Source organism: Massilia glaciei (assembly GCF_003011895.2).
Lineage (GTDB): Bacteria > Pseudomonadota > Gammaproteobacteria > Burkholderiales > Burkholderiaceae_D > Telluria_A > Telluria_A glaciei.
This window is the reverse complement of record NZ_PXWF02000249.1, coordinates 1-25,955: the sequence shown is the minus strand read 5'-3', so window position 1 is coordinate 25,955 and position 25,955 is coordinate 1. Positions and strand designations below refer to the sequence as shown.

Here is a 25,955-nt window from a genome sequence, read left to right as displayed (position 1 = left end):
CGGGAAATGTCATATGAATTATTTCCGCACGCAAAGCCACTAAACGCGAGAGCACTTTTTACGGAGGTGGAAAACCATGAAATCCGAATATGATCTTTCCAAATTGCGGAAGCGGCGCAATCCTTACGCGTCCAAACTCAAAAGGCCGGTCACGATGCGTCTATCGGAAGACGTGGTGGCGTACTTTAAGAATATGGCCGATCAGAATGGCGTTCCGTACCAATCGCTCATCAATCTCTATCTTCGCGACTGCGTGATGCAGAACCGGCAAGTAAAAATCAACTGGCCGGCCGAAGCGCTTGAGCGATTCGGCGCGCCGCCTTAAAACTGCTCGTCCGGCCGCAGGTAGCGCCACTGACCCACCGGCAGATCGCCCAGCTTGACCTTGCCGATGCGCACGCGCTTGAGGCCGATGACCTTGAGGCCGACCATGTCGCACATGCGCCGGATCTGGCGCTTCTTGCCCTCGCGCAGCGTGAAGCTGAGCTGGTCCTCGTTCTGCCAGCGCACCTTGGCCGGCAGCAGCGGCTTGCCGTCCATCCACAGGCCGTGGCACAGCTTTTTAAGGTCCGACTCGGGCAGCTTGCCGACCTTCGAGTACTGGACCCGCACCAGGTATTCCTTCTCGACCGTGGTGGTCTCGCCGATCAGGGTCTTGGCCACGCGCCCGTCCTGGGTCAGGATCAAGAGGCCGACCGAGTCGATGTCGAGGCGCCCGGCCGGCACCAGGCTGCGCAGCTGGGTCGGGTGGAACTGCTCGGGCGAGGGATCGTCGGCCCAGCGCGTCTCGGCCTTGATCAGCGCGATCGCCGGCGTGTAGCCGTCCTCGGCCTGGCCGCTGACATAACCCATCGGCTTGTTGATCAGCACCGTGACGCGTTTCGATTGCTCGGCCGCGGCCTGGCGCTCGACCGTGACGATCTGGCCCGGCAGCACCTTGCTGCCCAGTTCCGAGACGACCTTGCCATCGACCCGCACCCAGCCGCGCTCGATCCACTCGTCGGCTTCGCGGCGTGAGCACAGTCCGAGTTCGGACATTCGTTTGGAAAGGCGCAGGAGTTCGGTCATTGGTTCTATCAGTAAAAAAAGTGGTGCGGAAAGTGTCGTGCTAAAAAGGATGGTGCCGGTCAGACTTTGAGCGCGTCGAGCAGGTCGGTTTCGAGCTGGATCTGCTTGAGCGAGTTGTTGAGCGCCGCGCCGTCGACCAGGAACACGTCCTCGACGCGCTCGCCGAGCGTCATGATCTTGGCCGTGTGCAGGTTGATGCGGTAGCGCTGGAGCACGTTGGCGACCGAATACAGCAATCCGGTGCGGTCGTTGGCGGCGATCGAGAGCAGGTAGTACTGGCCGCGCTCGTCGGGGCGCAAATCGACCGTGGGCGTCATCGGGAAGGTCCGCGACAGGCGCGACAGGCGGCCCTTGGTCGGCGGCGGCAGCGGCCCCTGCGACACCAGCAATTCGCCGATCTCGTGCTCTATCAGGCTGATCAGGTCGCGGTAGCTCTTGGCGAAGTTTTGCTCCGTCACCATGAAGGTGTCGAGCGCGTAGCCGTTGCGCGTGGTGTGGATCTTGGCGTCGAGGATGGAGAAATTCTTGCGGTCGAAATAGCTGCAGATGCGCGCGAACAGGTCGGGCTGGTCCTTGACGTAGACCACTACCTGCAAACCCTCGCCGATCGGCGCGAGGCGGCATTTGACGACCGGCTTGGCGCCGTCGAGGCGCTCGCACAGCGAGCGGGTCTGCCAGGCGATGTCGGAGGCGTCGTGGCGCAAAAAGTAGGCGACGTCGAGCTGCTGCCAGAACTTCTCGTGCGCGTCGGCCGGCAGGCCGTACAGGCGCAGCATGGTCTTCGCTTCCTCCTGCCGGTTTTTGAGTTCGCGGTCGGCCGAATGGGGCTCGCCGCCGAGAACGCGCAGCGTGATCCGGTACAGGTCCTCGAGCAGCTTGGCCTTCCAGGCGTTCCAGACCTTGGGGCTGGTGCCGCGGATGTCGGCCACGGTCAGCAGGTACAGCGCCGTCAGGTGCCGCTCGTCGCCGACCTGGGCGGCGAACGCCTCGATCACGTCGGGGTCGGACAGGTCCTGCTTTTGCGCCACGTGCGACATGACGAGGTGGTTCTCGACCAAAAACACGACCAGTTCGGTGTCCTCGGGGCCGATCCCGTGGACGGCGCAGAACTGCGCCGCGTCGACCGTGCCGAGCTTGGAGTGGTCGCCGCCGCGGCCCTTGGCGATGTCGTGGAACAGCGCGCCCAGGTACAGCAGCCACGGCCGGTGGAAGTTGGCCATCAGCTGGCTGCAGAACGGGTATTCGTGCGCGTGCTCGCTCATCGTGAAGCGGCGCATGTTGCGCACCACCATCATGATGTGCTGGTCGACCGTGTACACGTGGAACAGGTCGTGCTGCATCTGGCCGACGATGCGGCGGAAGTTGGGCAGGTAACGCCCGAGCACGCTGGTGTCGTTCATGCGCCGCAGCGCGTGCACCAGCCCGACCGGGGCCTGCAATATTTTTAGGAACAGCGCGCGGTTGACCGGGTCCTCGCGGAACGCGGCGTCGATCTCGAAGCGCGCGTGCCACAGCGCGCGGATGGTGCGCGCCGTCATGCCCTTGATGTCGGGGCGCTCTGTCATGCGCAGGAACACCTCGAGCACGGAAGAGGGCGTCTTGATGAAGGTGTCGTCGTCGCTGATGTCGATCAGGCCGTTGACCTCGTTGAAGCGCTCGTTGATCGCGACCGGCTCGGCCGGCTGCGGGAACAAATGGGCCTCTATGTTCTGCAGCAAGATGGTGTTGAGCTGGGTGACGGTCTTGGCGGCCCAGTAGTAGCGCTGCATCAGGTATTCGCTGGCGCGCCGCAGGTGCAGGCCCTGGCCCGTGGTCTGCAGGCCGAAGGTTTCGGCGATCGGGGTCTGGACGTCGAACACGAGGCGGTCCTCGCGCCGGTTGGTGTGCAGGTGCAGGCGGATCCGGATGTCCTTGAAGGCGCGCTCCTTTTCCATGAGCTGGCGCGCCTCGGTCTTGGTGATCAGGCCGCGCGTGGCCAGCTGCGACCAGGAGTTGGCCAGCCCGGCGGCCTTGGCCACCCACAGGATCACCTGCAGGTCGCGCAGCCCGCCCGGGCTCTCCTTGCAGTTCGGCTCGAGGCTGAAGGCGGTGTCCTCGTACTTGGCGTGGCGCAACCGCATCTCGGCCGACTTGGCCTGGAAGAAGGCCTGCGGGTCGAGCGCGGCGTCGAAGCGCTGTTGCAACTGCGCGAACAGGACCATGTCGCCGGCCACCAGGCGCGCCTCGAGCAGGCTCGTTTGCACCGTGATGTCGGCCTTCGATTCGTCCATGCACTCGTCGACGGTGCGGATGCTGTGGCCGATCTCGAGGCCGAGGTCCCACAGCAGTTGCACCAGTTCCTCGAGGCGGGCCTGGACATCGGCGTCGGCCGGGCGGCCGAGCAGGATCAGGAGGTCGACGTCGGAGTGCGGGAACAATTCGCCGCGCCCGTACCCGCCCACGCCCACCAGGGCCGTGTCGGGCGGCAAGCCGGCCGCCTCCCATACGTGGCCGAGCACCGCGTCGACGCCCTGGCGCAGGCCGCGCAGCAGTTTTTCGGGCTTGCCGTTGTCGCCGAAGGCGGCGATCAGGCGCGCCCGCTCGGCCTTGAGCTGCTGCTTGAGCGCGCCCAGCGAGCCAGGCTTGGGCAAGCCGCCGGGCGAACCACTGGTCGAGCCATTGTGCGCGGCGGCCGGCATCGCTCTACGCCGCGACCGGTTGCGAGGGGGCCGTGATGAAGGCCGGCGGCGGCGGGCTGCCGCTCGACAAGGTGAGCACCTCGTAGCCGGTCTCGGTCACGAGCACCGTGTGCTCCCACTGGGCCGACCATTTTTTGTCCTTGGTCTTAATGGTCCAGCCGTCGTTCATTTCCTTGATCTCGCGGCTGCCCACGTTGATCATCGGCTCGATCGTGAAGATCATGCCGGCCTCGAGCCGCTCGAGCGTGCCGGGGCGGCCGTAGTGCAGCACCTGCGGCTCCTCGTGGAACACGGTGCCGATGCCGTGGCCGCAGAATTCGCGCACCACGCTGTAGCCGTTTTTCTCGGCGTGCTGCTGGATCACGTGGCCGATGTCGCCGAGGTGGGCGCCCGGCCTGACCTTGGCGATGCCGAGCCACATGCACTCGTAGGTGACCTCGGAGAGGCGGCGCGCGAGGATCGACGGCTTGCCGACCAAGAACATGCGGCTGTTGTCGCCGTGGAAGCCGTTCTTGATGACCGTGATGTCGAGGTTGACCGAGTCGCCGTCCTTGAGCACCTTGTCGCCCGGGATGCCGTGGCAGATCACGTCGTTGACCGAGGTGCAGATCGATTTGGGATAGGGCGTGTAGCCGGACGGGCAGTAGTTGAGCGGAGCCGGGATGGTGCCCTGCACGTTGACCATGTAGTCGTGGCACAGGCGGTCGAGTTCGCCCGTGGTCACGCCGACCTTGACGAACGGGGTGATGTAGTCGAGCACCTCGGAGCCGAGGCGGCCGGCCAGGCGCATGCCTTCGATCTCTGCCGGGGTCTTGATGGAAATAGTGGACATAGAAGTCGCAATCAACAAATTTGGGATGTGGGAAACGTCAATAAACGTAAATAAAAGTAACAGCGGGCTTGTCGTGTCAAAACCCATGCAAGGATGTCGCCATTATAAAGGATGCGCGCTCCCGCAGGTGACGCGGCGCCTCCCGGCGCATGGCGCGCGGCCCCTTGATCGGGAAAGCTTTTGCTGGTAGAATCTCGGGTTGCTTGAATTCGGTTTTGAGCAACGTTGCAGTAATGGCTGCGACACACCGATGAGTTCATCAAAATATTGTTAAATCGCGAGTCCGGTCGCAAAGGGTGCCAAAAATGGTGCTGACCGGATTCCAGACCCAACCCTGGAGAATTACATGTCCGTAACAATGCGTGAAATGCTGGAAGCCGGTGTCCATTTCGGTCACCAAACCCGTTTTTGGAATCCAAAGATGGCGCCGTTCATCTTCGGCCACCGCAACAAGATCCATATCATCAACTTGGAAAAGACGATGGGTATGTATCAAGAGGCAATGAAGACCGTCAAGCAAGTCGCTGCCAGCCGCGGCACCATCCTGATGGTCGGCACCAAGCGCCAGGCGCGCGACATCATCGCCGCTGAAGCCCAGCGCGCCGGCGTGCCTTACGTCGACCAGCGTTGGTTGGGCGGCATGCTGACCAACTTCAAGACCATCAAGACCTCGATCAAGCGCCTCAAGGACATGGAAGCCCAGGTCGAAGACGGCTCCGTCGAGAAGCTGTCGAAAAAAGAAGGCCTGATGTTCCAGCGCGAGATGGTCAAGCTGCAAAAAGCCATCGGCGGCATCAAGGACATGGGCGGCGTTCCTGACGCGATCTTCGTCGTCGACGTCGGCTACCACAAGGGCGCGATCACCGAAGCTGGCAAGCTGGGCATCCCGGTCATCGGCGTGGTCGACACCAACCACTCCCCTGAAGGCGTGAACTTCGTCATTCCGGGCAACGACGACTCGTCCAAGGCGATCAGCCTGTACGCGCGCGGCGTGGCGGACGCGATCATCGAAGGCCGCGCCAGCGCCGGTAACGAAGTCATCGAAATGGTCAAAGCTTCGGGTGACGAGTTCGTCGAAGTCTCCGAGCAGGCCTAAGCTGCGGGCGGGGGGGTAGCAGGGGTTTCGTATTGCATGGCAATGCGCCTGCGTACCGGTGTCCGCATGCTTGCGGGCACTCCCCACCCGCACAGGGAAACAGGGGGCATGAGCTCCCCTTTTTTTTAAGCACGATATTCCAAACACACGATAGGGCGGCGCCCGTGGCGCCCCAATCACACAGGAGAAATACATGGCAGCGATTACAGCAGCGATGGTAGGCGAACTGCGCGCGAAGACCGACGCACCGATGATGCAATGCAAAAAAGCACTGACCGAAGCCGACGGCGACATGGCCCGCGCTGAAGAGATCCTGCGCGTCAAGCTCGGCACCAAGGCCAGTTCGAACGCCACCCGCATCACCGCCGAAGGCGTGGTCGCGATCTACATCGCGGGCAACATCGGCGCCCTCGTCGAAGTCAACAGCGAAACCGACTTCGTCGCCAAGAACGACGACTTCCTGGCACTGGGCAACAACGCCGCGCGCCTGGTCGCCGAGCACAACCCGGCCGACGTCGCCGCGCTGCTGGCCCTGCCGCTCGACGGCAAGACGCTCGACGAGGTGCGCACCGCCCTGATCGGCAAGATCGGCGAGAACATGACGATCCGCCGCTTCAAGCGCTTCGAGACCACCGCCAAGCTCGCCTCCTACATGCACAACAAGACGATCGGCGTGCTGGTCGAATTCGACGGCGCCGACGAGCAAGTCGGCAAGGACCTGGCCATGCACATCGCCGCGATGAAGCCGGTGTCGCTGTCGTCGGACCAGGTGCCCGCCGAACTGATCGAAAAAGAGCGTTCGGTCGCCGCCCTCAAGGCGCAGGAAGACGCGGACAAGGCCGTCGCCGAAGGCAAGCCGGTGCAGTCGGCCGAGATCCTGGCCAAGCGCCTCGAAGGCTCGATCCAGAAGTACCTGAAGGAGGTGTCCTTGCTGAACCAGACCTTCGTCAAGAACGACAAGCAGTCGATCGAGCAGATGCTCAAGGCGAACAACACGAGCGTCAAATCGTTCTCGATGTTCGTCGTCGGCGAGGGCATCGAAAAGAAGCAGGACGATTTTGCCGCGGAAGTGGCCGCGCAGATCGCCGCTTCCAAGCAGTAATCGAGCAGTAAGATGAAAGCGGGCCGCAAGGCCCGTTTTTTTAAGTCCGCCATCCGCGCCCTGCGCGGATGAGACCGAAGCGCGGCCCGCAAGGCCGCGCGGGCCCCGCCGCACGATGGCGCGACCCGCGGTCAGACCCGCACAACTGTCATTTTTTGGAGCCCAACATGTCAAAACCCGCCTATAAACGCGTCCTCCTCAAACTGTCCGGTGAAGCGCTGATGGGCGACGACCCGTACGGCATCAACCGCGGCACGATCGAGCGCATGGTCGCCGACGTGGCCGAGGTGGCCAAGCTGGGCGTGGAGCTGGCGGTCGTCATCGGCGGAGGCAACATCTTCCGCGGCGTCGCCCCCGGCGCCCAGGGCATGGACCGCGCCACCGCCGACTACATGGGCATGCTGGCCACCGTCATGAACGCGCTGGCCCTGGCCGACGCCATGAAGCACGTCGGCATCGTCGCGCGCGTCATGTCGGCCATCGCCATCGAGCAGGTGGTCGAGCCCTACGTGCGCCCCAAGGCGCTGCAATACCTCGAGGAGGGCAAGGTCGTCGTGTTCGCCGCCGGCACCGGCAACCCGTTCTTCACCACCGACACAGCCGCCGCGCTGCGCGGCTCCGAGATCTCGGCCGAGATCGTGCTCAAGGCGACCAAGGTGGACGGCGTCTACACGGCCGACCCGAAGAAGGACCCGAACGCGACGCGCTACGAGTCGATCACCTTCGACGAGGCCATCTCGAAGCACCTGCAGGTGATGGACGCGACCGCGTTCGCGCTGTGCCGCGACCAGAAGCTGCCGATCAAGGTGTTCTCCATCGTCAAGCCGGGCGCGCTGATGCGCGTGATCATGGGCGAAGACGAAGGTACACTGGTGCACGTTTAAGCCGGCACGTCGAATATATACACACAGCACACACACAGCACACACACAGAACCACAGGAGAGCGGCATGACCATCGCTGACGTCAAAAAGAGCGCGCAAGAGCGCATGAACAAGTCGATCGACACCCTCAAGGCCGACCTGGCCAAGGTGCGCACGGGCCGCGCCCACACCGGCATCCTCGACCACATCACGGTCGACTACTACGGCGCCGCGACGGCCCTCACCCAGATCGCCAACGTGACCCTGATCGACGCGCGCACCATCGGCGTGCAGCCGTGGGAGAAAAAGATGCTCAACGCGGTCGAGAAGGCCATCCGCGACTCCGACCTGGGCCTGAACCCGTCGTCGCAGGGCGACATGATCCGGGTGCCGACCCCGATGCTGACCGAGGAGCGCCGCCGCGAGATGGTCAAGCTGGTCAAGAACGAGGCCGAGGACGCGAAAATCGCGATCCGCAACATCCGCCGCGACGCCAACGAGTCGCTCAAGAAAATGGTCAAGGACAAGGCCTGCTCCGAGGACGACGAGCGCCGCGCCTCCGAGGAGATCCAGAAATTGACCGACAAGTTCGTCGCCGATGTCGATAAAATGGTTGTGGAGAAAGAAAAAGAAGTCCTGACCGTGTAGCGTGGGGCGGGGCGCCCGCGTGCGGCGCGTCCGCACCGCGCTCCCGCGCTGTTCTTACCGATGCATGAACCTCTCCTTAGTCTGGATCTATGATTTTTAAAAGCTCAACGACTGCAGTACCGGAGGTGCCGAGGGTGCCGCGCCACGTCGCCATCATCATGGACGGCAACGGGCGCTGGGCCACGCGCCGCTTCCTGCCGCGCGTGGCCGGCCATGTCAAGGGCGTCGAGGCGGTGCGCGGCTGCGTCGAGGCCTGCGTCGAACGCGGCATCGAATACCTGACCCTGTTCGCGTTCTCGTCCGAGAACTGGCGCCGCCCCGAGGCCGAGGTGTCGCTGCTGATGCGCCTGTTCGTGACGGCGCTCGAGCGCGAAGTGTCCAAAATGCACGCCAACAACATCCGCCTCAAGGTCGTCGGCGACCTCTCGCGCTTCGAGCAGAAGCTGCAGGACATGATCGCCAACGCCGAGCGCAAGACCGCCGGCAACACGGCGCTGACGGTGACGGTGTGCGCCAACTACGGCGGGCGCTGGGACATCATGCAGGCGACCTCGAAGATGATGGCGGCCCACCCGGGCCTGCTCGAGTTCACCGAGGAGCAGATGGCCGAGCACCTGGCGATGGCCTACGCGCCCGAGCCCGACCTGCTCATCCGCACCGGCGGCGAGGAGCGCATCTCCAACTTTTTATTGTGGCAGGCGGCCTACTCCGAGCTCTATTTCACCGACACGTTCTGGCCCGATTTCTCGGGCGAGTCGCTCGACGCGGCCATCGCCTCCTATCAAAGCCGCGAGCGCCGTTTCGGCCGCACGGGCGACCAACTTGGTGAAAAAAACCCCTGATGCTCAAGACCCGGATCCTCACCGCGCTCGTGTTGCTGGCAGTGCTGCTGCCGGTCCTCTACCTCGGCAACCTGGCCGCCTTCGGCGTGGTCGCCACGCTGTTCTTCGGCGCCGCCGTGTGGGAGAGCTTCCGCCTGTTCGGACAGGCCAGCAAGAGCGCGATGAGCATCGCGCTGGTCTGGAGCGCCGCCTTCGCCGCCGCGTTCTTCCTGCTCGCGCCCGACAGCCCGAAAACCTTCTGGTTCGCCATCGGCGTGATGCTGTGGGCGATCCGCTTCGCGCCCACGCTCAAATTCGGCCTGCCGCCGCCCGATGGCGGCGGCAACATGATGCTCGGCATGGTGTACGCGATCTCGATCGTGGCCTGCTTCGGCGCCATGGTGACGCTGTTCAAGCATTCGCCGCTGTACCTGCTGTCGGTCATGGCGCTGGTCTGGATCGCCGACATCGGCGCCTACTTCTCGGGCAAGGCCTTCGGCAGGCGCAAGCTGGCGCCGTCTATCTCGCCGGGCAAGTCGTGGGAGGGCGCGATTGGCGGCGGCATCGCCGTGCTGCTGCTGGCGGCGCTGAGCATCGTGTTCGGCCAGCCGGCGCTGTCCGACACCTTCGCCGTGCGCGTGCACGGCGCGCTCGGCTGGGCCGCCACGCTCGCGCTGCTGGTGCTGATCGCCGCCGCCAGCGTGGTCGGCGACCTGTTCGAGTCCTCGCTCAAGCGCCGCGCCGGCGTCAAGGACAGCAGCAATCTGCTGCCCGGCCATGGCGGCGTGCTCGACCGGATCGACGCGCTCGTGCCGGTGCTGCCGCTGGCCGCGCTGGTCCACGTCATGATCGCCTAGGAGCCCCTATGCAACGCATCACCATCCTCGGCGCGACCGGTTCGATCGGCGTCTCCACACTCGACGTGCTCGCGCGCCATCCCGAAAAATACCAGGTCCACGCGCTCTCGGCGCACGGCCGGGTCGACCAGCTGGCGGCCCAGTGCCGCCAATTCCGGCCCGCGCGCGCCGTCGTCGGCACGCCTGAGGCGGCCGAGCGGCTGCGCGCGCTGCTGCGCGCGGCCGACCTGCCCACCGAGGTCGGCCACGGCGAGCAGGCCCTGTGCGAGATCGCCTCGTGCGCCGAAACCGACACCGTGATGGCGGCCATCGTCGGCGCCGCCGGCCTGGCGCCGGCGCTGGCGGCGGCGCGCGCCGGCAAAAAGATTTTGCTCGCCAACAAGGAGGCGCTGGTCATGTCGGGCCAGTTGTTCATGGACGCCGTGCACGGGAACGGCGCCGTCCTGCTGCCGATCGACAGCGAGCACAACGCGATCTTCCAGTGCCTGCCGCGCTCGTACGCGCGCTCGCCCGGGGGCGCCGGCGTGGCCAAGATCGTGCTCACCGCCTCGGGCGGCCCGTTCCTCAAGCGCGCCGTCGACACGCTGGGCGCGGTCACGCCAGAGGAGGCCTGCAAGCACCCGAACTGGGTCATGGGGCGCAAGATCTCGGTCGACTCGGCCACCATGATGAACAAGGGCCTCGAGGTGATCGAGGCGCACTGGCTGTTCGGCGCCCCGGCGGCGCAAATCGAGGTCGTGATCCACCCGCAAAGCGTGATCCACTCGATGGTCTCGTACGTCGACGGCTCGGTGCTCGCGCAACTGGGCAACCCCGACATGCGCACCCCGATCGCGCACGCGCTGGCCTATCCCGAGCGGATCGACTCGGGCGTGGCCCAGCTCGACCTGACCGCGGTCGGCACGCTGCAGTTCGAACAGCCCGACCTGGCGCGCTTCCCGTGCCTGGCGCTCGCGTTCGAGGCGCTCGAAGCCGGCGGCACCGCGCCGGCCCTGCTCAACGCGGCCAACGAGGTCGCGGTGCAGGCATTTTTGGACAAACGCATCGGTTTCCGCGACATCGACCGCGTGATCGCGCGCGTGATGCACGAGAACGGGCACCACGCCGCCGCCAGCGTCGAGGCGGTGCTCGCCTGCGACGCGCGCGCCCGCGCCGCCGCGCTCGCCATCGTGGACGCGCTCGCATGCTAGGAAAGCTCGGCGCCGCGCTCGCGCTGGTGCTCGCGCTCGGGCCGCTGATCGTCCTCCACGAGCTGGGGCACTACTTGGTCGCGCGCCTGTTCAATGTCAAGGTGGCGCGCTTTTCGATCGGCTTCGGCCGCATCGTCTGGTCGCGCCGCTTCGGCCGCGACCAGACCGAGTGGGCGCTCTCGATGCTGCCGTTCGGCGGCTACGTCAAATGGTGCGACAGCGCCGACCCGGACCAGCCGCCCATGGCGGCGGCCGACCTTCCGCGCCAATTCACGCGCCAGGACGTCTGGCGCCGCATCGCCATCACCGCCGCCGGGCCGCTGGCCAACTTCCTGATCGCGATCGCCCTGTTCGGCGCCGTCGGCATGCTCGGCGAGACCGACCTGGCGAGCCGGGTGCGCGCGGCCGAGGCCGGCACGCCGGCGTTCGAGGCCGGCCTGCGCGGCGGCGAGACCATCACCGCCGTCAACGGCAAGGCCGTCACCGGCTGGACCGAGTTGCGCTGGGAGATCATGCAGGCCGCGCTCGACAAGCGCGCGGCCGAACTGGCGGTGGACGGCCCCGGCGGGCCGCGCGCGGCCACCCTGCCGGCGGCGGCGCTCGGCGCGCTCGACCTCGAGGGCGATTTCTTCGGCGCGCTCGGGCTCGGGATCTGGACCCCGCCCCCCAGGGTGCTCGAGGTCAAGCCGGGCGGGGCGGCCGCGCGCGGCGGCCTGCTGCCGGGCGACCTGATCGTCAGCATCGACGGCCGGCCGGTCGCCGACAGCTCCGCCGCGACCAAGCTGGTGCGCGCCGGCGCCGGGCGCCCGCTGGCCGTCGGCGTGCTGCGCGCCGGGCGCGGCGTGGCGCTGTCGCTCACGCCCGCGGCCATCGACGGCGGCAAGGCCGGCACCTTCGGGCGCATCGACGCCGACCTGGGCCGCCCCCAGTTCGTCACGCTGCGCGTCGGCTTGGGCGCGGCCGTGAAGCGGGGCGCCGAGAAGACCTGGGCGGCGGGCACGATGACGCTGCAAATGATCGGGCGCATCATCACCGGCGAGGCCTCGTACAAGAATATTTCCGGCCTGGTCACGATGGCCGACTACGCCGGACAGAGCGCGAGCCTGGGCCTGAGCGTGTTCCTGGGCTATATCGCCTTCATCAGCGTCAGTCTTGGGGTGATGAATCTGTTACCGATTCCCGTTCTGGACGGTGGTTTTTTGCTGTATTATTCGGTGGAAGTTTTGACCGGACGCCCCTTGCCCGAGCGCGCACTCGAATTTTTCCAGCGCGCCGGCTTCGTGCTGCTGCTGATGCTGATGGCACTGGCCCTCTTCAACGACGCCGTGCGCTACCTGTGACAGGCGGCGCCGCGTGCCCGAATATGCATGTTATCCATGATTGACCCATCGATTTAGCCAATGAAATTACACTCAGACCGTATTGCCTCGTCCTTATTTCGCCGCAGCCTGATCGGCGCCGCCGTGCTGGCCATGTGCGCCGGCCAGGCGCTCGCCGTAGCACCGTTCGTCGTCAAAGACATCCGCGTCGAGGGCATCCAGCGCACCGAGGCCGGCACCGTGTTCAGCTACCTGCCGGTGCGCGTGGGCGAGACGTTCGACGACGCCAAATCGATCACCGCCATCAAGGCCTTGTACGCGACCGGTTTCTTCAAGGATGTGCGGCTCGAGGAGGAGAACGGCGTGCTCGTCGTGCTCGTCGAGGAGCGCCCGGCGATCTCCTCGGTCGACTTCACCGGCACCAAGGAGTTCGAGAAGGACATCCTGGTCAAGGCGCTCGGCGAGATCGGCGTGGCCGAGGCCAAGATCTTCGACAAGGCCTCGGTCGACCGCGCCGAGCAGGAGCTCAAGCGCCAGTACCTGTCGCACGGCCTGTACGGCGTCAAGATCACCACCACCGTCACCCCGATCGAGCGCAACCGCGTCACCGTCATGTTCAACGTGGACGAGGGCGACACCGCCCGCATCCGCCAGATCAGCATCGTCGGCAACAAGTCGTTCTCCGACAAGGAGCTGCGCCAGGTCCTCAAGCTCGACACCCGCGGCTGGCTCACCTGGTACAGCAAGGCCGACCAGTACTCCAAGACCAAGCTGACCGGCGACATCGAGTCGATCAAGTCGTTCTACCTCAACCGCGGCTACCTCGAGGTCAACATCGAGTCGACCCAGGTCGCGATCACGCCGGACAAGAAGGACATTTTTCTTACGATTAACATCACCGAGGGCGAGAAGTACACCGTCTCCGGCGTCAAGCTCGAGGGCGAGACCTTCGGGCGCGAGGAGGAGCTCAAGTCGCTGGTGCTGGTCAAGCCGGGCGCGACCTATTCGGGCGAGGTGCTCACGCTGAGCAACAAGCGGGTCTCCGAGCGCCTCGGCGACTTCGGCTACGCCTTTGCCAACGTCAACGCGGTGCCCGAGATCGACCGCGAGAAGCGCACCGTCGCGTTCACCTTCCAGATCGACCCGGGCAAGCGCGTCTATGTGCGCCGCGTCAACATCTCGGGCAACACGACCACCCGCGACGAGGTCATCCGCCGCGAATTCCGCCAGTTCGAGTCGTCCTGGTACGACAACAGCAAGGTCAAGCTCTCGCGCGACCGGGTCGACCGCCTCGGCTACTTCAAGGACGTCACGGTCGAGACGCCCGAGGCCCAGGGCACGATCGACCAGGTCGACGTCAACCTGGCCGTGGTCGAAAAGCCGACCGGCAACTTCATGGTCGGCGGCGCGTTCTCGCAGTCCGAGAAGTTCACCTTCACGGCCTCGATCTCGCAGGCCAACTTCGCCGGCAGCGGCAACACGGTCGGGATCGACTTCAACACCAGCCGCTACAACCGCACCATCGCGTTCTCGCACCTGAACCCGTACTACACCCAGGACGGGGTGTCGCGCTCGTTCCAGGTCTACCTGCGCACCAACAGCTCGCCCATGCTCAACATCGGCAGCTACTCGGTCAAGCAGCTCGGCGCCAACATCAGCTACGGGGTGCCGTTCTCCGAGGCCGACACCGTGTTCTTCGGCATCGGCGTCGAAAAAACCCAGATCAAGACCGACGAGACCAGCCCGACCGTCTACCGCAACTTCGTGAGCAGCTTCGGCGGCCCGGCCAACGGCATCGGCACCGGCGAGACCGACGCGCTGCCGCTGACGGCGGCCTGGTCGCGCGACAGCCGCGACAGCGCCGTCACGCCGACCTACGGCCGCTACCAGCGCGCCAACATCGAAATCGACCTCGTGGGCGACTCGCGCTACTACCGCGCCGTGTACGAACAGCAGTATTTCCGTCCGCTGTCGCGGCTCGTCACGCTCGCGCTCAAGGGCGAGGTCAACTACGGCCACGGCATCGGGGGCAGCAAGTTCCCCGTGTTCAAGAACTTCTACGCCGGCGGCATCGGCTCGGTGCGCGGCTACCTGAGCTCCTCGCTCGGCATCGTCGACCCGGCCCGCAACGACGCCGTCGGCGGCGCCGCGCGGCTGGTCGGCAACGCCGAACTGCAGATGCCGTTCCCGGGCGGCGGCGCCGACCGCAGCCTGCGCTGGTTCGGTTTCGTCGACGCCGGCCAGGTCTACCAGGAGGGCGCCAAGCTGCGCGCCTCGGAGCTGCGCTTCTCGTCCGGCCTGGGCGTGAGCTGGATCTCGCCGGTCGGTCCGCTCAAGTTGAGTTATGCTCTGCCTTTGAACAAAAAACCGGGCGACCGTGTGGAGCGCTTCCAGTTCCAGATGGGCACCGGGTTTTGACGGCCCGGCGCTGACCGGACCACATTCTGATCGTTCCTGATTTTGATCGTCCCTGATTCGCGGAGAACTATGTTGAACACTGTCACTGCTTCCTTGACCAAACGCCTGGCCCTGGTGTTCCTGTGCGCCGGCGCGCTGACCCAGGCGCACGCCCAGACCATGCCCCAGGGCGCGCGGATCGGCTGGGTCAGCACCGAGCGGCTGTTCACCGAGTCCAAGCAGGCCCAGGCCGCGGACGCCAAGATCGAGGCCGAGTTCTCCAAGCGCCAGAAGGCGATGCAGGAGCAGATCGTGCACTTCAAGGCGCTGTCGGACAAGTTCGATGCCGACGCGCCCACCCTGGGCGAGCCCGAGCGCACGCGGCGCACCCGCGAGATGATCGACCTCGACAAGGACCTCCAGCGCAAGCAGCGCGAGTTCCGCGAGGACCTCATGCAGCGCAAGAACGAGGAGCGCGCCAACATCTCGCAAAAGGTGTACAAGCTGATCCAGCAGATCGCCGAGCAGGAAAAACTCGACATCGTGCTCCAGGAGTCGGTCTGGTTCAGCTCGAAGATCGACATCACCGACCGCCTGCTCAAGCAGATGGACAGGTAAGTTTTCCAAGCAAGCGTTCGCAACAACGCCGTCACGAGGCGGCATATCGAGACGGGACTACACAATGGGCACGCGGGTCGGTGAATTGGTCGAACGCTTGGGCGGCCAGCTGGTGGGCGACGCCAACCTCGAAGTGAGCGGCATCGCGCCGCTGGCCGAGGCCGACGCCTCGCACATGAGTTTTCTGAGCAACAGCAAGTTCAGGGCGCAGGCCGCCGCCAGCGGCGCCGCCGCGCTGATCGTTTCGCCCGCCGACGACGCCTTCGTGGCCGCCGGCTTCCACGGCGCGCGCATCGTCACCCACAACCCCTACGCCTATTTCGCGCGCGCCGCCCAGTTCTTCGCCGCGCTCGGCGAGGTCGCGCCCGCGCCCGGCGTCGATGCCTCGGCCGTGGTGGCCCCAAGCGCCCTGGTCGACCCGGGCGCGCACATCGGGCCGCACGTGTCGGTCGGCGCCGGCGCCGTCATCAAGGCCGGCGCCGTGGTCGACGCCGGCTGCGTGATCGGGCCCGACGCCGTCATCGGCGAGCACACCCATTTGTTCGCCAACGTCACCTTCCACGCGCGCTGCCAGATCGGCGCGCGCGGCATCATCCATTCGGGCGCCGTGATCGGCACCGACGGCTTCGGCTTCGCCAACGAGGGCGGGGTCTACATCAAGATCCCCCAGACCGGGCGCGTGATGATCGGCGACGACGTCGACATCGGCGCCAACACCACGATCGACCGCGGCGCGCTGGCCGACACCGTGATCGAGGACGGCGTCAAGCTCGACAACCAGATCCAGATCGGGCACAACTGCCGGATCGGCGCGCACACGGCCATGGCCGGCTGCGTGGGCGTGGCCGGCAGCGCCATCATCGGCAAATACTGCACCTTCGGCGGCGCCGCCATGGTGCTCGGCCACCTGACCATCGCCGACCGCGTGCACATCTCGTCGGGCAGCATGGTCTCGCGCTCGATCCGCGAGGCCGGCCAGTACACCGGCTTCTATCCACTGGCCAAAAACGCCGAGTGGGAAAAAACTGCGGCGATCGTCCGCAATCTGGACGCCATGCGGGATAAAATCCGGGCGCTGGAAAAAACAATTAAAACACTGACAGACCCAAAATGACCACTACCGAAAACAAAACCCTCGACATCCACCAGATCAAGCAGTACCTGCCGCACCGCTATCCGATGCTGCTGGTCGACCGCGTGCTGACCTGGGAGTCGGGCAAGACCATCACGGCGATCAAGAACGTGACCGCCAACGAGGAGTTCTTCAACGGCCACTTCCCGCACAAGCCGGTGATGCCGGGCGTGCTCATGATTGAGGCGATGGCGCAGACGGCGGCGATCTTGTCGTTCCTGACGATGGACGTCAAGCCGGACGAGAACTCGGTCGTCTATTTCGTCGGCATCGACAACGCGCGCTTCAAGCGCCCGGTCGAGCCGGGCGACCAGCTCAAGATGGACGTCGAGATCCTGCGCGTCTCGCGCGGCATCTGGAAGTACAAGGCCGTGGGCACGGTCGACGGCAAGGTCGCGCTCGAGGCCGAACTGATGTGCACCATCCGCAGCGCGACCGACGCGAGCCAGCCAGCGGGGCAGTGATGGCGACCACGATCCATCCCACCGCCATCGTCGACCCCCAAGCCCGGCTCGGCGAGGGGGTCGCCATCGGCGCCTATTCGCTGGTCGGCCCCGACGTGACGATCGGCGACGGCACCGTGGTCGGCCCGCATGTGGTCATCGAGGGCCACACCACGATCGGGCGCAACAACAAGTTCTTCCAGTTCTGCTCGATCGGGGCGGCGCCCCAGGACAAGAAATGGTCGGGCGAGCCGACCCGGCTCGAGATCGGCGACGGCAACACGGTGCGCGAGTTTTGCACCTTCAACATCGGCACCGCGCAGGACGCCGGCGTGACCCGGCTCGGCGACGACAACTGGATCTCGGCCTATGTGCACCTGGCGCACGACTGCCAGGTCGGCAGCCACACGATCTTCTCCAACAACGCCACACTGGCCGGCCACGTCCACATCGGCGACTGGGCCATCCTGTCGGGCTTCGCCGCGGTGCACCAGTTCTGCAAGATCGGCGCGCACGCCTTCATCGGCATGACCACCAGCCTGTCGCAGGACGTGCCGCCGTTCGTGCTGGCCGGGGGCAACCCGTCGGCCGCGCGCGGGGTCAACATCGAGGGCCTCAAGCGGCGCGGCTTCACGCGCGCCGAGATCGACGGCATCCGCGCCGCCTACAAGACCATCTACCGCGCCGGCCTCACGCTCGAGGAGGCCAAGGCCGAGCTGGCGGCGGCGGCCGGGCAGGGCGGCGAGGCGGCCCCGCACATCGAGACCCTGCTCGCCTTCCTGGGCAACGCGACCCGTGGCATCGTCCGCTGACGTCTCGGTCGCGCTGGTGGCCGGCGAGGTGTCGGGCGACATGCTCGCCGCGCGCCTGCTGGCCGGCCTGCGCCCGCGGCTGCCGGCGGCGCGCTTCCACGGCATCGGCGGCCCCCGCATGGCCGAGCATGGCTTCGTATCCGACCTGCCGATGGACACGCTCACCGTGCGCGGGCTGTTCGAGGTGATCCCGCGCTACCGCGAAATCAAGGGCATCCAGAACGCGCTGCGCGACCGCCTGCTGGCCGAGCGCCCGGACGTGTTCATCGGCGCCGACTACCCGGGTTTCAACCTCGGGCTCGAGGAGCAGCTGCGCCGCGCCGGGATTCCGACGGTGCACTTCGTGAGCCCGCAGATCTGGGCCTGGCGCGGCGGGCGCATCAAAAAAATCATCCGCGCGGTCTCGCACATGCTGGTGATCTTCCCGTTCGAGGAGGCCATCTACAAGGCGGCCGGGGTGCCGGTGACCTACATCGGCCATCCGCTGGCCGAGATGATCCCGCTGCGCGCCGACACCCTGGCGGCGCGCGGCGCCCTCGGGCTCGAGGGGGCGGGGCGGGTGGTCGCCATCATGCCGGGCAGCCGCATGGGCGAGCTCAAATACCTGGCCGCGCCGTTCGCCGGCGCGGCCGCGCTGCTGGCCAAACGCGACCCGTCGCTGCGCTTCATCGCGCCGATGGCGGGCGAACGCCAGCGCGCCTACTTCGGCGAGCTGCTCGCCGCGGCCGGGCTGGCCGACGCCCCGATCGAACTGGTCGACGGCCAGTCGCACACGGCGATCGCCGCCGCCGACGCGGTGCTGGTGGCCTCGGGCACGGCCACGCTCGAGGTGGCGCTGTTCAAGAAGCCGATGGTGATCGCCTACAAGGTCATGCGCGCCTCGTGGGAGATCATGCGCCACATGGGCTACCAGCCGTGGATCGGCCTGCCCAACGTGCTCGCGCGCGAGTTCCTGGTGCCCGAACTGCTGCAGCACGCGGTCACGCCGCAACTGCTGGCCGACGCCGTCTGGGCCCAGCTCGAGGACGGCGCCGGGCGCGCGCGGCTCGAGGCGCGCTTCACCGACATGCACCACAGCCTGCTGCGCAACAGTTCGCAGGCAAGCGCCGACGCCGTCATGCGCGTCATCACCTCGTCCAGATCGGCATAAGCCCACAAGCCCCATGAGAAAAGCCAAAGTCAATTTCTATCCGGGCCTCAAGGGCGCGCTGCCGTTCAGCGCCGCCGACATCGTCTGCGGGGTCGACGAGGCCGGGCGCGGGCCGCTGGCCGGCCCGGTGTTCGCGGCCGCCGTGATCCTCGACCCGAAGCGCCCGATCGACGGCCTGCGCGACTCGAAAAAGCTGACCGAGGCGCGCCGCAACGAGCTCGCCCCCCTGATCCGCGAGCACGCGCTGGCCTGGGCCGTGGCCGCGTGCTCGCACCACGAAATCGACACCATCAACATCTTGCAGGCGACCATGCTGGCGATGCGGCGCGCGGTCGAGGCGCTGTCGACGCCGCCGACGCTGGCCCTGATCGACGGCAACCGCTGCCCCGTGATGCTGGTGCGCAGCCTGGCCATCGTCGAGGGCGACGACAAGGTGCTGGCCATCTCGGCCGCCTCGATCCTGGCCAAGACCGCGCGCGACGCCGCGCTGGTGGCGCTGCACGGGCAGTACCCCGACTACGGCTTCGACCAGCACAAGGGCTACGGCACCGCGCTGCACCTCGAGCGGCTGCGCCTGCACGGGCCCTCGCCGGTGCACCGGCGCTCGTACGCGCCGGTGCGCGCGCTGCTGGCGCAGGCCGGGGCGGGCCTGCCGCCGGCGGCCGGCGTCAACGTGGAGCTGTTCGCATGAGGACCGTGAGCTCGCGCGAGAACCCCCTGTACAAGGAGCTCAAACAACTGGCCGGCAGCTCGCAGGCGCGGCGCAAGGCCGGCCGCACCCTGCTCGACGGCGTGCACCTGTGCGAATCGTACCTGCAGCTGCGCGGCGCGCCGCTGCAATGCATCGTGGCCGAGGGCGCGCTGGCCAACCCCGAGGTGGGCGCCATCGTGCAACGGGTCGAGCAGGCCAGGGTGCACTGCACCGCGCTGCCCGACGCGCTCTACAAGGCGCTCAGCCAGGTCGAGCACGGGGTCGGCATCATGTTCCTGATCGACACCCCCACGCGCGCGGTGCCGGGCGTGCTGCGCGCCTCGGCGGTGTTGCTCGACAACCTGCAAGACCCGGGCAATGTCGGCTCGATCCTGCGCAGCGCGGCGGCGGCCGGCGTGACGCAGGTCTACTGCAGCAGCGGCACCGCGTTCTGCTGGTCGCCCAAGGTGCTGCGCGCGGCCATGGGCGCGCATTTCGTGGTCGAGATATACGAGAACGTCGACCTCGCCGCGCTGGTGCGCGACGCGGCCATCGCGGTGCTCGCCACCAGCGGCTACGCGACCCGGCGCCTGTACGACCTCGACCTGCGCCAGCCGGTGGCCTGGCTGTTCGGGCACGAGGGGCAGGGCGTGGCCGACGACCTGCTGGCCCTTGCCAGCGACCAGGTGGTGATCCCGCACCTCGGGCAGATCGAGTCGCTCAACGTGGCCGCCTGCGCCGCGGTGTGTTTTTTCGAGCAGTTGCGCCAAAATCAGTCTGTCGAAACAAGTTGATCTGATGTAATCTTGATGTGAATTTGGTCCCGGAGCCAATGGGAGTCACGATGGACATCTCGCACTTGCATTTTCTGGTGGCGGACACGGACGCGGCGCAGCGCCGCTTCCTCGGCGCCATGCTGGCCCAGATGGGGGTCGCCCACGTGGGCGAGCAAAGCGACGGCCACGCGGTGCTGCGCTGCCTGCAGGAGCCGTCCGGCGCGCCGGTCGACATCGCCATCATCGACCTCGCGCTGCCCGGGCTCGACGGGCTGGCGCTGATCCGCCACCTGGCGCAGGGCGAGTGCGCGACCGCCATCATCATCATCGGGGCCCAAGAAAAGAGCCTGCTGTTCGCCGTCGAGACCACCGCCCACGCCTATGGCGTCGACCTGCTCGGCACCATCGCCAAGCCGGTCGCGCAGCACGCGCTGGGCGCGCTGCTGGCCCATTACGTGCCGCCGCAGCCGCCGTCGGCGCGGCGCGAAGAGCCCGTGTTCGGCTTCGCCGAGGTGCAGGCGGGCCTGGCCGCGAACCAGTTCGAACCGTATTTCCAGCCGAAGATCGAGCTCGCCACGGGCCATGTCAAGGGGCTCGAGGCGTTCGCGCGCTGGCTCCACCCCGAGCACGGGGTGCTCACGCCGGCCTCGTTCTCGGGCGCGCTCGAGCGCAACAAGCGCATCGACATGCTCGACTGGACCATGCTCGAGCGCTCGGTGGCGCGCTGCAGCGCGTTCCACGGCGCCGGCATCCCGATGGCGGTCTCGCTCAACCTCGCGCACGAGACCATGGCGCACGCCGACTTCCTGCGCGACGTCGGCGCCTGCCTCGCGCGCCACGGCGTGCTGCCCGACTACGTCACCTTCGAGATCACCGAGTCGGCCGCGCTGACCGACGACGCCGGCTTCCTCGAGCGCATGGTGCGCCTGCGCATGTTCGGCTTCGGGCTCGCGGTCGACGACTACGGGACCGGCGCGTCGAACCTGCAGCTGCTCGCGCGCGTGCCGTTCACCGAGCTCAAGATCGACCGCAGCTTTGTCGACGGCGCCTCCAAGCGGCGCGTGCTGGGCACGGTGCTGAGCTCCTGCCTGGGGCTGGCGCGCAGCCTCGAGCGCAAATCGGTCGCGGTCGGGGTCGAGACGCGCCAGGACTGGGACTTCCTGCAGGGGCTCGGCTGCACCTACGCCCAGGGATACCACATCGCCAAGCCGATGCCGGCCGAGAACATCGCCGGCTGGATGGAGGAGTGGCGGCAATTCTTCTGAGTTGCCTTTGCCTCAGTGCTTTGCATCAGTGGTTTGCCTCGGTGGTTTGCCTCAGAGGCTGAGAGTTTTTCGGGCGTGCCCGAGCAGCCCGCCAGAAAGCGGCAGATCGAGGCGCAAAGCACAGCCATAGCGGGCTATGGCGAGCATTTGCAACGACGAACTGGCGCTTTCTGGCGTGCTGAGCGGGCATGATCGAAAGACTCTCAGCCTCTCAGTACTCGCGCCGGTTCGGCTTGATCTCCTGCAGGATCGTGGTGGCGATCTCCTCGATCGACTTGGTCGTCGAACTGAGCCAGCGGATGCCCTCGCGCTTCATCATCAGCTCGGCCTCGTTGACTTCGTAGCGGCAATTCTCGATCGAGGCGTACTTGCTGCCGGCGCGCCGCTCGTGGCGGATCTCGGAGAGCCGCTCGGGCGTGATCGTGAGCCCGAAGATCTTGCCGCGGAACGGCGGCAGCGACGACGGCAGCTTGTTGCGCTCGAAGTCGTCCGGGATCAGCGGGTAGTTGGCCGCCTTGATGCCGTACTGCATGGCCAGGTACAGGCTGGTCGGGGTCTTGCCCGAGCGCGACACGCCCACCAGGATCACGTCGGCCGCCGCCAGGTTTTTGTGCGACTGGCCGTCGTCGTGCGCGAGCGAGAAGTTGATCGCCTCGATCCGGTTTTTATATTCCTCGCTGTCGACCATGTTGTGCGAGCGCCCGATGGTGTGGGTCGACTTGACCCCGAGCTCCTGCTCGAGCGGCGCGACGAAGGTCTGGATCAGGTCCATGTGCATGCCCTGCGACTTGCGGATCACGTCCGAGAGGTCGGATTTGACCAGGGTCGAGAACACGATCGGGCGCTGGCCGTCGCTGTTGTGGGCGTCGTTGATGCGGCGCGCCGCGTCGTAGGCCTTGTCGAGCGTGTCGACGAAGGGCAGCCGGATCTGGCGGAAGCGCAGCTCGAACTGGGTCAGCACGGCGTGCCCGAAGGTCTCGGCCGTGATGCCGGTGCCGTCCGAGACGAAGAACACGGTGCGCGCCGAGGTGGGCAGGGGGGGGCGGATTTCTGAGCTCATGGGGTCGCTTGTTCCTATGCTGCCTGTGAATAATGATTGTGCGTTCTGTTAATTCGGGGAACAGGCTGTAAAATGCTCTGCAACGGGCCAATTGTGCTGCACCAGACTGAAAATAACAAGAATACCCCGGTCTGCGCGCCTGCCGTGACGATTTCTATCATCAGTGAAGGTGTCTATTATGACCAACATGTCCAACGCAGCACCGGGGATACCCGTCCGGTGCGAGGCCCCGCAGGCGGGGGTGTACGTCGCCTCGTTTGAAAACCTGCGCATGACCGACGTCGAGTCGGTCGGCGGCAAGAACGCCTCGCTCGGCGAGATGATCAGCCAGCTCGCCGGCGCCGGCGTGCGCGTGCCGGGCGGCTTCGCCACCACGGCCGAGGCGTTCCGCGACTTCCTCGACCACCGCGTCGACGGCGGCGCCTCGCTCGGCGACCGGATCGCGGCCCGCCTGGTCGGGCTCGACATCGACGACGTGCGCTCGCTCGCCGCCGCCGGCGCCGAGATCCGCCAATGGATCGTCGAGACCCCGTTCCAGCCCCGCCTGGCGGCCGAGATCGCCGAATTCTACGAGCGCCTGGTGGCCGGTTCGAGCACCGAGATGTCGTTCGCGGTGCGCTCCTCGGCCACCGCCGAGGACCTGCCCGACGCCTCGTTCGCGGGCCAGCAGGAGACGTTCCTGAACGTGGTCGGCATCGACAACGTGCTCGAGGCCATGAAGCACGTGTTCGCCTCGCTCTACAACGACCGCGCGATCTCGTACCGCGTGCACAAGGGCTTCACGCACGCCGAGGTGGCCTTGTCGGCGGGGGTGCAGCGCATGGTGCGCTCGGACCTGGGCGCGGCCGGCGTGATGTTCACGATCGACACCGAGTCCGGCTTCAAGGACGTGGTGTTCGTCACCTCGAGCTACGGCCTGGGCGAGACGGTGGTGCAGGGCGCGGTCAACCCGGACGAGTTCTACGTGCACAAGCCGATGCTCGAGCAGGGCAAGAGCCCGGTCATCCGCCGCAACATCGGCTCCAAGCTGATCAAGATGGAATTCACCAGCGAGGCCAAGGCCGGCCGCTCGGTCAGGACGGTCGACGTGCCGATCGAGATGCGCAACCGCTATTCGCTCGACGACGCCGAGGTGGTCGAACTGGCCAAGTACGCGGTCATCATCGAGAACCACTACGGCCGCGCGATGGACATCGAGTGGGGCAAGGACGGCCGCGACGGCAAGATCTACATCCTGCAGGCGCGCCCGGAGACGGTCAAGTCGCAGCAGAAGGCGACCGACGCCCAGCAGCGCTACAAGCTCAAGGGCAGCGGCACGGTGCTGGTGTCGGGCCGCGCGATCGGCCAGAAGATCGGCGCCGGCCCCGTGCGCGTGATCCGCGATCCGTCCGAGATGGAGCGCGTGCAGCCGGGCGACGTGCTCGTCGCCGACATGACCGACCCCAATTGGGAGCCTGTCATGAAGCGCGCCGCGGCCATCGTCACCAACCGCGGCGGGCGCACCTGCCACGCGGCGATCATCGCGCGCGAACTGGGCGTGCCGGCGGTGGTCGGCTGCGGCGACGCCACCGAGCTGCTCAAGGACGGCACCTTCGTCACCGTCTCGTGCGCCGAGGGCGACGAGGGCATGATCTACGACGGCCTGCTCGAGACCGAGATCTCCGAGGTGGCGCGCGGCGAACTGCCGCCGATCGCGACCAAGATCATGCTCAACGTGGGCAACCCGCAGATGGCCTTCGACTTCCAGTCGATCCCGAACGGCGGGGTCGGGCTGGCGCGCCTCGAGTTCATCATCAACAACAACATCGGCGTCCATCCGAAGGCGATCCTCGAGTATCCGCACATCGACGCCGACCTCAAAAAGGCGGTCGAGTCGGTCGCGCGCGGGCACGCCTCGCCGAAGGCGTTTTACATCGACAAGCTGGCCGAGGGCATCGCCACCATCGCCGCCGCGTTCTGGCCCAAGCCGGTCATCGTGCGCCTGTCGGACTTCAAGTCGAACGAGTATAAAAAGCTGATCGGCGGTTCGCGCTACGAGCCGGACGAGGAGAACCCGATGCTGGGCTTCCGCGGCGCGGCGCGCTACCTCTCGCCCGACTTCGCCGAGTCGTTCGAGATGGAGTGCTCGGCCATGAAGCGGGTGCGCAACGAGATGGGCCTGACCAACGTCGAGATCATGGTGCCGTTCGTGCGCACCCTGGGCCAGGCCGAGAAGGTGGTCGGCCTGCTGGCCAAGAACGGCCTGCGCCGCGGCGAGAACGGCCTGCGCTTGATCATGATGTGCGAGGTGCCGTCGAACGCGATTTTGGCCAACGAGTTCCTCGAACACTTCGACGGCTTCTCGATCGGCTCGAACGACCTGACCCAGCTCACGCTGGGCCTCGACCGCGACTCGGGGATGGCGCTCTTGGCGGCCGACTTCGACGAGCGCGACCCGGCCGTCAAGGCCCTGCTGTCGATGGCGATCCAGGCCTGCCGCGCGCAGGGCAAGTACATCGGCATCTGCGGCCAGGGCCCGTCCGACCATCCCGACTTTGCCGCCTGGCTCATGGAGCAGGGGATCGAGTCGATGTCGCTCAACCCCGACTCGGTGATCGACACCTGGCAGAAGCTGGCGGCGCTGTAAGCCGTTGGTCTGAATCAGGGCGATTGCACGAAGGATTAGATCGCTGGCCCTAAGCACCTCGCTCAGGTTGTCGCGGTTCCAGCCGGCTTTCAGTCGGCTGGAAGCGACACCTGGCTTGCCGGTCGTCTCCTTTTTCAGAAGATTGAGTGCGATTCGGCGCACGATGGTGAAATTTTCCGCCGCCGCCGCCGCCGCAGCCCGGATGCGGCGGCATGGCTGTTTTCGATACCCCCGTGCGCACGCATGGTCTGAGCCAGTTGCGCCGGCTTGGCCGGCGGGCTGTCGATGTCCATCCTGCGGCCATCGGCGGCATCGCGCCACAGCTTGACGGCCTCTGCTGGCCAGGGCTGATTGTCCTTCACGCCAAGCACATAGCCGGCGGCAACATCCTGCCCCAGCGCGCCAGCGCGTGGGCTTGCGATTCCTTAGCGGTCGACACGCTCAGCGCACCAATAGCGCGGGAAGTGCTTTGCTCGCCTGATTAAAACAGGTCGGCGATACCGCCTTGGGC

Annotated in this window: 24 protein-coding genes; 19 read left to right on the top strand and 5 right to left on the bottom strand. The window is 66.4% G+C overall.

Annotated features, from left to right (window positions below; translation table 11 throughout):
* Positions 1 to 76: 76 nt before the first annotated feature.
* Positions 77 to 325, top strand: a complete 249-nt coding sequence (locus C7C56_RS17180; protein ID WP_106758596.1) for a BrnA antitoxin family protein — start codon at positions 77 to 79, stop codon at positions 323 to 325.
* Here the strand turns inward: C7C56_RS17180 and C7C56_RS17175 are convergent.
* From C7C56_RS17175 to map, 3 genes are read right to left on the bottom strand one after another with little or no spacing between them, the layout of a single operon-like run.
* A complete protein-coding gene (locus C7C56_RS17175; RefSeq protein WP_106758595.1) occupies positions 322 to 1,068 on the bottom strand; it encodes a pseudouridine synthase in 747 nt (248 codons plus the stop codon). The genes C7C56_RS17180 and C7C56_RS17175 overlap by 4 nt on opposite strands.
* Positions 1,069 to 1,127: 59 nt before the next feature.
* Positions 1,128 to 3,746, bottom strand: a complete 2,619-nt coding sequence (locus C7C56_RS17170; RefSeq protein ID WP_106758594.1) for a [protein-PII] uridylyltransferase — start codon at positions 3,744 to 3,746, stop codon at positions 1,128 to 1,130.
* Positions 3,747 to 3,750: 4 nt separating this feature from the next.
* The gene (gene map, locus C7C56_RS17165) at positions 3,751 to 4,578 is read right to left on the bottom strand and encodes a type I methionyl aminopeptidase (protein WP_106758593.1); all 828 of its coding nucleotides are present in this window, start codon (positions 4,576 to 4,578) and stop codon (positions 3,751 to 3,753) included.
* 346 nt (positions 4,579 to 4,924) lie between these two features.
* Here map and rpsB point away from each other — a divergent pair, with 346 nt between their 5' ends.
* From rpsB to C7C56_RS17080, 17 genes are all read left to right on the top strand, one after another.
* Positions 4,925 to 5,674 carry a 30S ribosomal protein S2 gene (gene rpsB, locus C7C56_RS17160; RefSeq protein ID WP_106758592.1) on the top strand — a complete coding sequence of 250 codons (750 nt, stop codon included), beginning with the start codon at positions 4,925 to 4,927 and terminating at the stop codon, positions 5,672 to 5,674.
* Positions 5,675 to 5,867: 193 nt separating this feature from the next.
* Entirely contained in the window at positions 5,868 to 6,776 is a 909-nt protein-coding gene (gene tsf, locus C7C56_RS17155) for a translation elongation factor Ts (RefSeq protein WP_106758591.1), read from the top strand.
* Between the two features lie 167 nt (positions 6,777 to 6,943).
* On the top strand, positions 6,944 to 7,660 hold the full coding sequence (pyrH, locus tag C7C56_RS17150) for a UMP kinase (protein WP_106758590.1): 717 nt from the start codon (positions 6,944 to 6,946) through the stop codon (positions 7,658 to 7,660).
* 66 nt (positions 7,661 to 7,726) lie between these two features.
* Positions 7,727 to 8,287, top strand: coding sequence for a ribosome recycling factor (frr, locus tag C7C56_RS17145; RefSeq protein ID WP_106758589.1), 561 nt, complete (start codon positions 7,727 to 7,729; stop codon positions 8,285 to 8,287).
* An 89-nt stretch (positions 8,288 to 8,376) separates the two neighbouring features.
* Positions 8,377 to 9,129, top strand: a complete 753-nt coding sequence (uppS, locus tag C7C56_RS17140) for a polyprenyl diphosphate synthase (protein ID WP_106758588.1) — start codon at positions 8,377 to 8,379, stop codon at positions 9,127 to 9,129.
* Complete coding sequence (locus C7C56_RS17135; RefSeq protein WP_106758587.1) at positions 9,129 to 9,965, top strand: phosphatidate cytidylyltransferase; 837 nt, start codon at positions 9,129 to 9,131, stop codon at positions 9,963 to 9,965. Before uppS ends, C7C56_RS17135 begins: the two co-directional genes overlap by 1 nt.
* 8 nt (positions 9,966 to 9,973) lie before the next feature.
* Positions 9,974 to 11,155, top strand: a complete 1,182-nt coding sequence (gene ispC, locus C7C56_RS17130; protein ID WP_106758586.1) for a 1-deoxy-D-xylulose-5-phosphate reductoisomerase — start codon at positions 9,974 to 9,976, stop codon at positions 11,153 to 11,155.
* Positions 11,149 to 12,495 (top strand): RIP metalloprotease RseP, encoded by a 1,347-nt coding sequence (gene rseP, locus C7C56_RS17125; RefSeq protein ID WP_106758585.1) that lies wholly within the window; start codon positions 11,149 to 11,151, stop codon positions 12,493 to 12,495. Before ispC ends, rseP begins: the two co-directional genes overlap by 7 nt.
* A 60-nt stretch (positions 12,496 to 12,555) precedes the next feature.
* Entirely contained in the window at positions 12,556 to 14,892 is a 2,337-nt protein-coding gene (gene bamA, locus C7C56_RS17120) for an outer membrane protein assembly factor BamA (protein ID WP_106758584.1), read from the top strand.
* 69 nt (positions 14,893 to 14,961) lie between these two features.
* Positions 14,962 to 15,489 carry an OmpH/Skp family outer membrane protein gene (locus tag C7C56_RS17115; RefSeq protein WP_106758583.1) on the top strand — a complete coding sequence of 176 codons (528 nt, stop codon included), beginning with the start codon at positions 14,962 to 14,964 and terminating at the stop codon, positions 15,487 to 15,489.
* Positions 15,490 to 15,553: 64 nt separating this feature from the next.
* Positions 15,554 to 16,603, top strand: a complete 1,050-nt coding sequence (lpxD, locus tag C7C56_RS17110; RefSeq protein WP_106758582.1) for a UDP-3-O-(3-hydroxymyristoyl)glucosamine N-acyltransferase — start codon at positions 15,554 to 15,556, stop codon at positions 16,601 to 16,603.
* A complete protein-coding gene (fabZ, locus tag C7C56_RS17105; RefSeq protein WP_106758581.1) occupies positions 16,600 to 17,085 on the top strand; it encodes a 3-hydroxyacyl-ACP dehydratase FabZ in 486 nt (161 codons plus the stop codon). The genes lpxD and fabZ overlap by 4 nt, the downstream gene beginning before the upstream one ends.
* Positions 17,085 to 17,876, top strand: a complete 792-nt coding sequence (gene lpxA, locus C7C56_RS17100; protein WP_106758604.1) for an acyl-ACP--UDP-N-acetylglucosamine O-acyltransferase — start codon at positions 17,085 to 17,087, stop codon at positions 17,874 to 17,876. The genes fabZ and lpxA overlap by 1 nt, the downstream gene beginning before the upstream one ends.
* A complete protein-coding gene (gene lpxB, locus C7C56_RS17095; protein WP_106758580.1) occupies positions 17,860 to 19,026 on the top strand; it encodes a lipid-A-disaccharide synthase in 1,167 nt (388 codons plus the stop codon). Before lpxA ends, lpxB begins: the two co-directional genes overlap by 17 nt.
* A gap of 13 nt (positions 19,027 to 19,039) precedes the next feature.
* Positions 19,040 to 19,717, top strand: coding sequence for a ribonuclease HII (gene rnhB, locus C7C56_RS17090; RefSeq protein WP_106758579.1), 678 nt, complete (start codon positions 19,040 to 19,042; stop codon positions 19,715 to 19,717).
* Positions 19,714 to 20,511, top strand: a complete 798-nt coding sequence (locus C7C56_RS17085; RefSeq protein WP_106758578.1) for a TrmH family RNA methyltransferase — start codon at positions 19,714 to 19,716, stop codon at positions 20,509 to 20,511. The genes rnhB and C7C56_RS17085 overlap by 4 nt, the downstream gene beginning before the upstream one ends.
* 50 nt (positions 20,512 to 20,561) lie before the next feature.
* Positions 20,562 to 21,758 (top strand): EAL domain-containing response regulator, encoded by a 1,197-nt coding sequence (locus tag C7C56_RS17080; RefSeq protein ID WP_106758577.1) that lies wholly within the window; start codon positions 20,562 to 20,564, stop codon positions 21,756 to 21,758.
* A gap of 211 nt (positions 21,759 to 21,969) precedes the next feature.
* Here C7C56_RS17080 and ppsR read toward each other — a convergent pair whose 3' ends face one another.
* Positions 21,970 to 22,818: a posphoenolpyruvate synthetase regulatory kinase/phosphorylase PpsR gene (gene ppsR / locus C7C56_RS17075; RefSeq protein ID WP_106758576.1), complete on the bottom strand. Its 849-nt coding sequence runs from the start codon at positions 22,816 to 22,818 to the stop codon at positions 21,970 to 21,972.
* Positions 22,819 to 22,996: 178 nt separating this feature from the next.
* Here ppsR and ppsA point away from each other — a divergent pair, with 178 nt between their 5' ends.
* Positions 22,997 to 25,444: a phosphoenolpyruvate synthase gene (gene ppsA, locus C7C56_RS17070; protein WP_370660219.1), complete on the top strand. Its 2,448-nt coding sequence runs from the start codon at positions 22,997 to 22,999 to the stop codon at positions 25,442 to 25,444.
* A gap of 134 nt (positions 25,445 to 25,578) precedes the next feature.
* Here ppsA and C7C56_RS28265 read toward each other — a convergent pair whose 3' ends face one another.
* The gene (locus tag C7C56_RS28265; RefSeq protein ID WP_146204525.1) at positions 25,579 to 25,806 is read right to left on the bottom strand and encodes a hypothetical protein; all 228 of its coding nucleotides are present in this window, start codon (positions 25,804 to 25,806) and stop codon (positions 25,579 to 25,581) included.
* Positions 25,807 to 25,955 lie beyond the last annotated feature (149 nt).

What these genes read in the sequence shown, in the direction of transcription:
- C7C56_RS17080 (WP_106758577.1), top strand. Translation starts at nt 20,562, where the DNA reads ATGGACATCTCGCACTTGCATTTTCTGGTGGCGGACACGGACGCGGCG.
- tsf (WP_106758591.1), top strand. Translation starts at nt 5,868, where the DNA reads ATGGCAGCGATTACAGCAGCGATGGTAGGCGAACTGCGCGCGAAGACC.
- bamA (WP_106758584.1), top strand. Translation starts at nt 12,556, where the DNA reads ATGAAATTACACTCAGACCGTATTGCCTCGTCCTTATTTCGCCGCAGC.
- lpxA (WP_106758604.1), top strand. Translation starts at nt 17,085, where the DNA reads ATGGCGACCACGATCCATCCCACCGCCATCGTCGACCCCCAAGCCCGG.
- C7C56_RS17135 (WP_106758587.1), top strand. Translation starts at nt 9,129, where the DNA reads ATGCTCAAGACCCGGATCCTCACCGCGCTCGTGTTGCTGGCAGTGCTG.
- lpxD (WP_106758582.1), top strand. Translation starts at nt 15,554, where the DNA reads ATGGGCACGCGGGTCGGTGAATTGGTCGAACGCTTGGGCGGCCAGCTG.
- rseP (WP_106758585.1), top strand. Translation starts at nt 11,149, where the DNA reads ATGCTAGGAAAGCTCGGCGCCGCGCTCGCGCTGGTGCTCGCGCTCGGG.
- C7C56_RS17180 (WP_106758596.1), top strand. Translation starts at nt 77, where the DNA reads ATGAAATCCGAATATGATCTTTCCAAATTGCGGAAGCGGCGCAATCCT.
- ppsA (WP_370660219.1), top strand. Translation starts at nt 22,997, where the DNA reads ATGACCAACATGTCCAACGCAGCACCGGGGATACCCGTCCGGTGCGAG.
- C7C56_RS17115 (WP_106758583.1), top strand. Translation starts at nt 14,962, where the DNA reads ATGTTGAACACTGTCACTGCTTCCTTGACCAAACGCCTGGCCCTGGTG.
- frr (WP_106758589.1), top strand. Translation starts at nt 7,727, where the DNA reads ATGACCATCGCTGACGTCAAAAAGAGCGCGCAAGAGCGCATGAACAAG.
- pyrH (WP_106758590.1), top strand. Translation starts at nt 6,944, where the DNA reads ATGTCAAAACCCGCCTATAAACGCGTCCTCCTCAAACTGTCCGGTGAA.
- C7C56_RS17175 (WP_106758595.1), bottom strand. Translation starts at nt 1,068, where the DNA reads ATGACCGAACTCCTGCGCCTTTCCAAACGAATGTCCGAACTCGGACTG.
- ppsR (WP_106758576.1), bottom strand. Translation starts at nt 22,818, where the DNA reads ATGAGCTCAGAAATCCGCCCCCCCCTGCCCACCTCGGCGCGCACCGTG.
- rnhB (WP_106758579.1), top strand. Translation starts at nt 19,040, where the DNA reads ATGAGAAAAGCCAAAGTCAATTTCTATCCGGGCCTCAAGGGCGCGCTG.
- ispC (WP_106758586.1), top strand. Translation starts at nt 9,974, where the DNA reads ATGCAACGCATCACCATCCTCGGCGCGACCGGTTCGATCGGCGTCTCC.
- fabZ (WP_106758581.1), top strand. Translation starts at nt 16,600, where the DNA reads ATGACCACTACCGAAAACAAAACCCTCGACATCCACCAGATCAAGCAG.
- map (WP_106758593.1), bottom strand. Translation starts at nt 4,578, where the DNA reads ATGTCCACTATTTCCATCAAGACCCCGGCAGAGATCGAAGGCATGCGC.
- C7C56_RS17085 (WP_106758578.1), top strand. Translation starts at nt 19,714, where the DNA reads ATGAGGACCGTGAGCTCGCGCGAGAACCCCCTGTACAAGGAGCTCAAA.
- C7C56_RS17170 (WP_106758594.1), bottom strand. Translation starts at nt 3,746, where the DNA reads ATGCCGGCCGCCGCGCACAATGGCTCGACCAGTGGTTCGCCCGGCGGC.
- rpsB (WP_106758592.1), top strand. Translation starts at nt 4,925, where the DNA reads ATGTCCGTAACAATGCGTGAAATGCTGGAAGCCGGTGTCCATTTCGGT.
- uppS (WP_106758588.1), top strand. Translation starts at nt 8,377, where the DNA reads ATGATTTTTAAAAGCTCAACGACTGCAGTACCGGAGGTGCCGAGGGTG.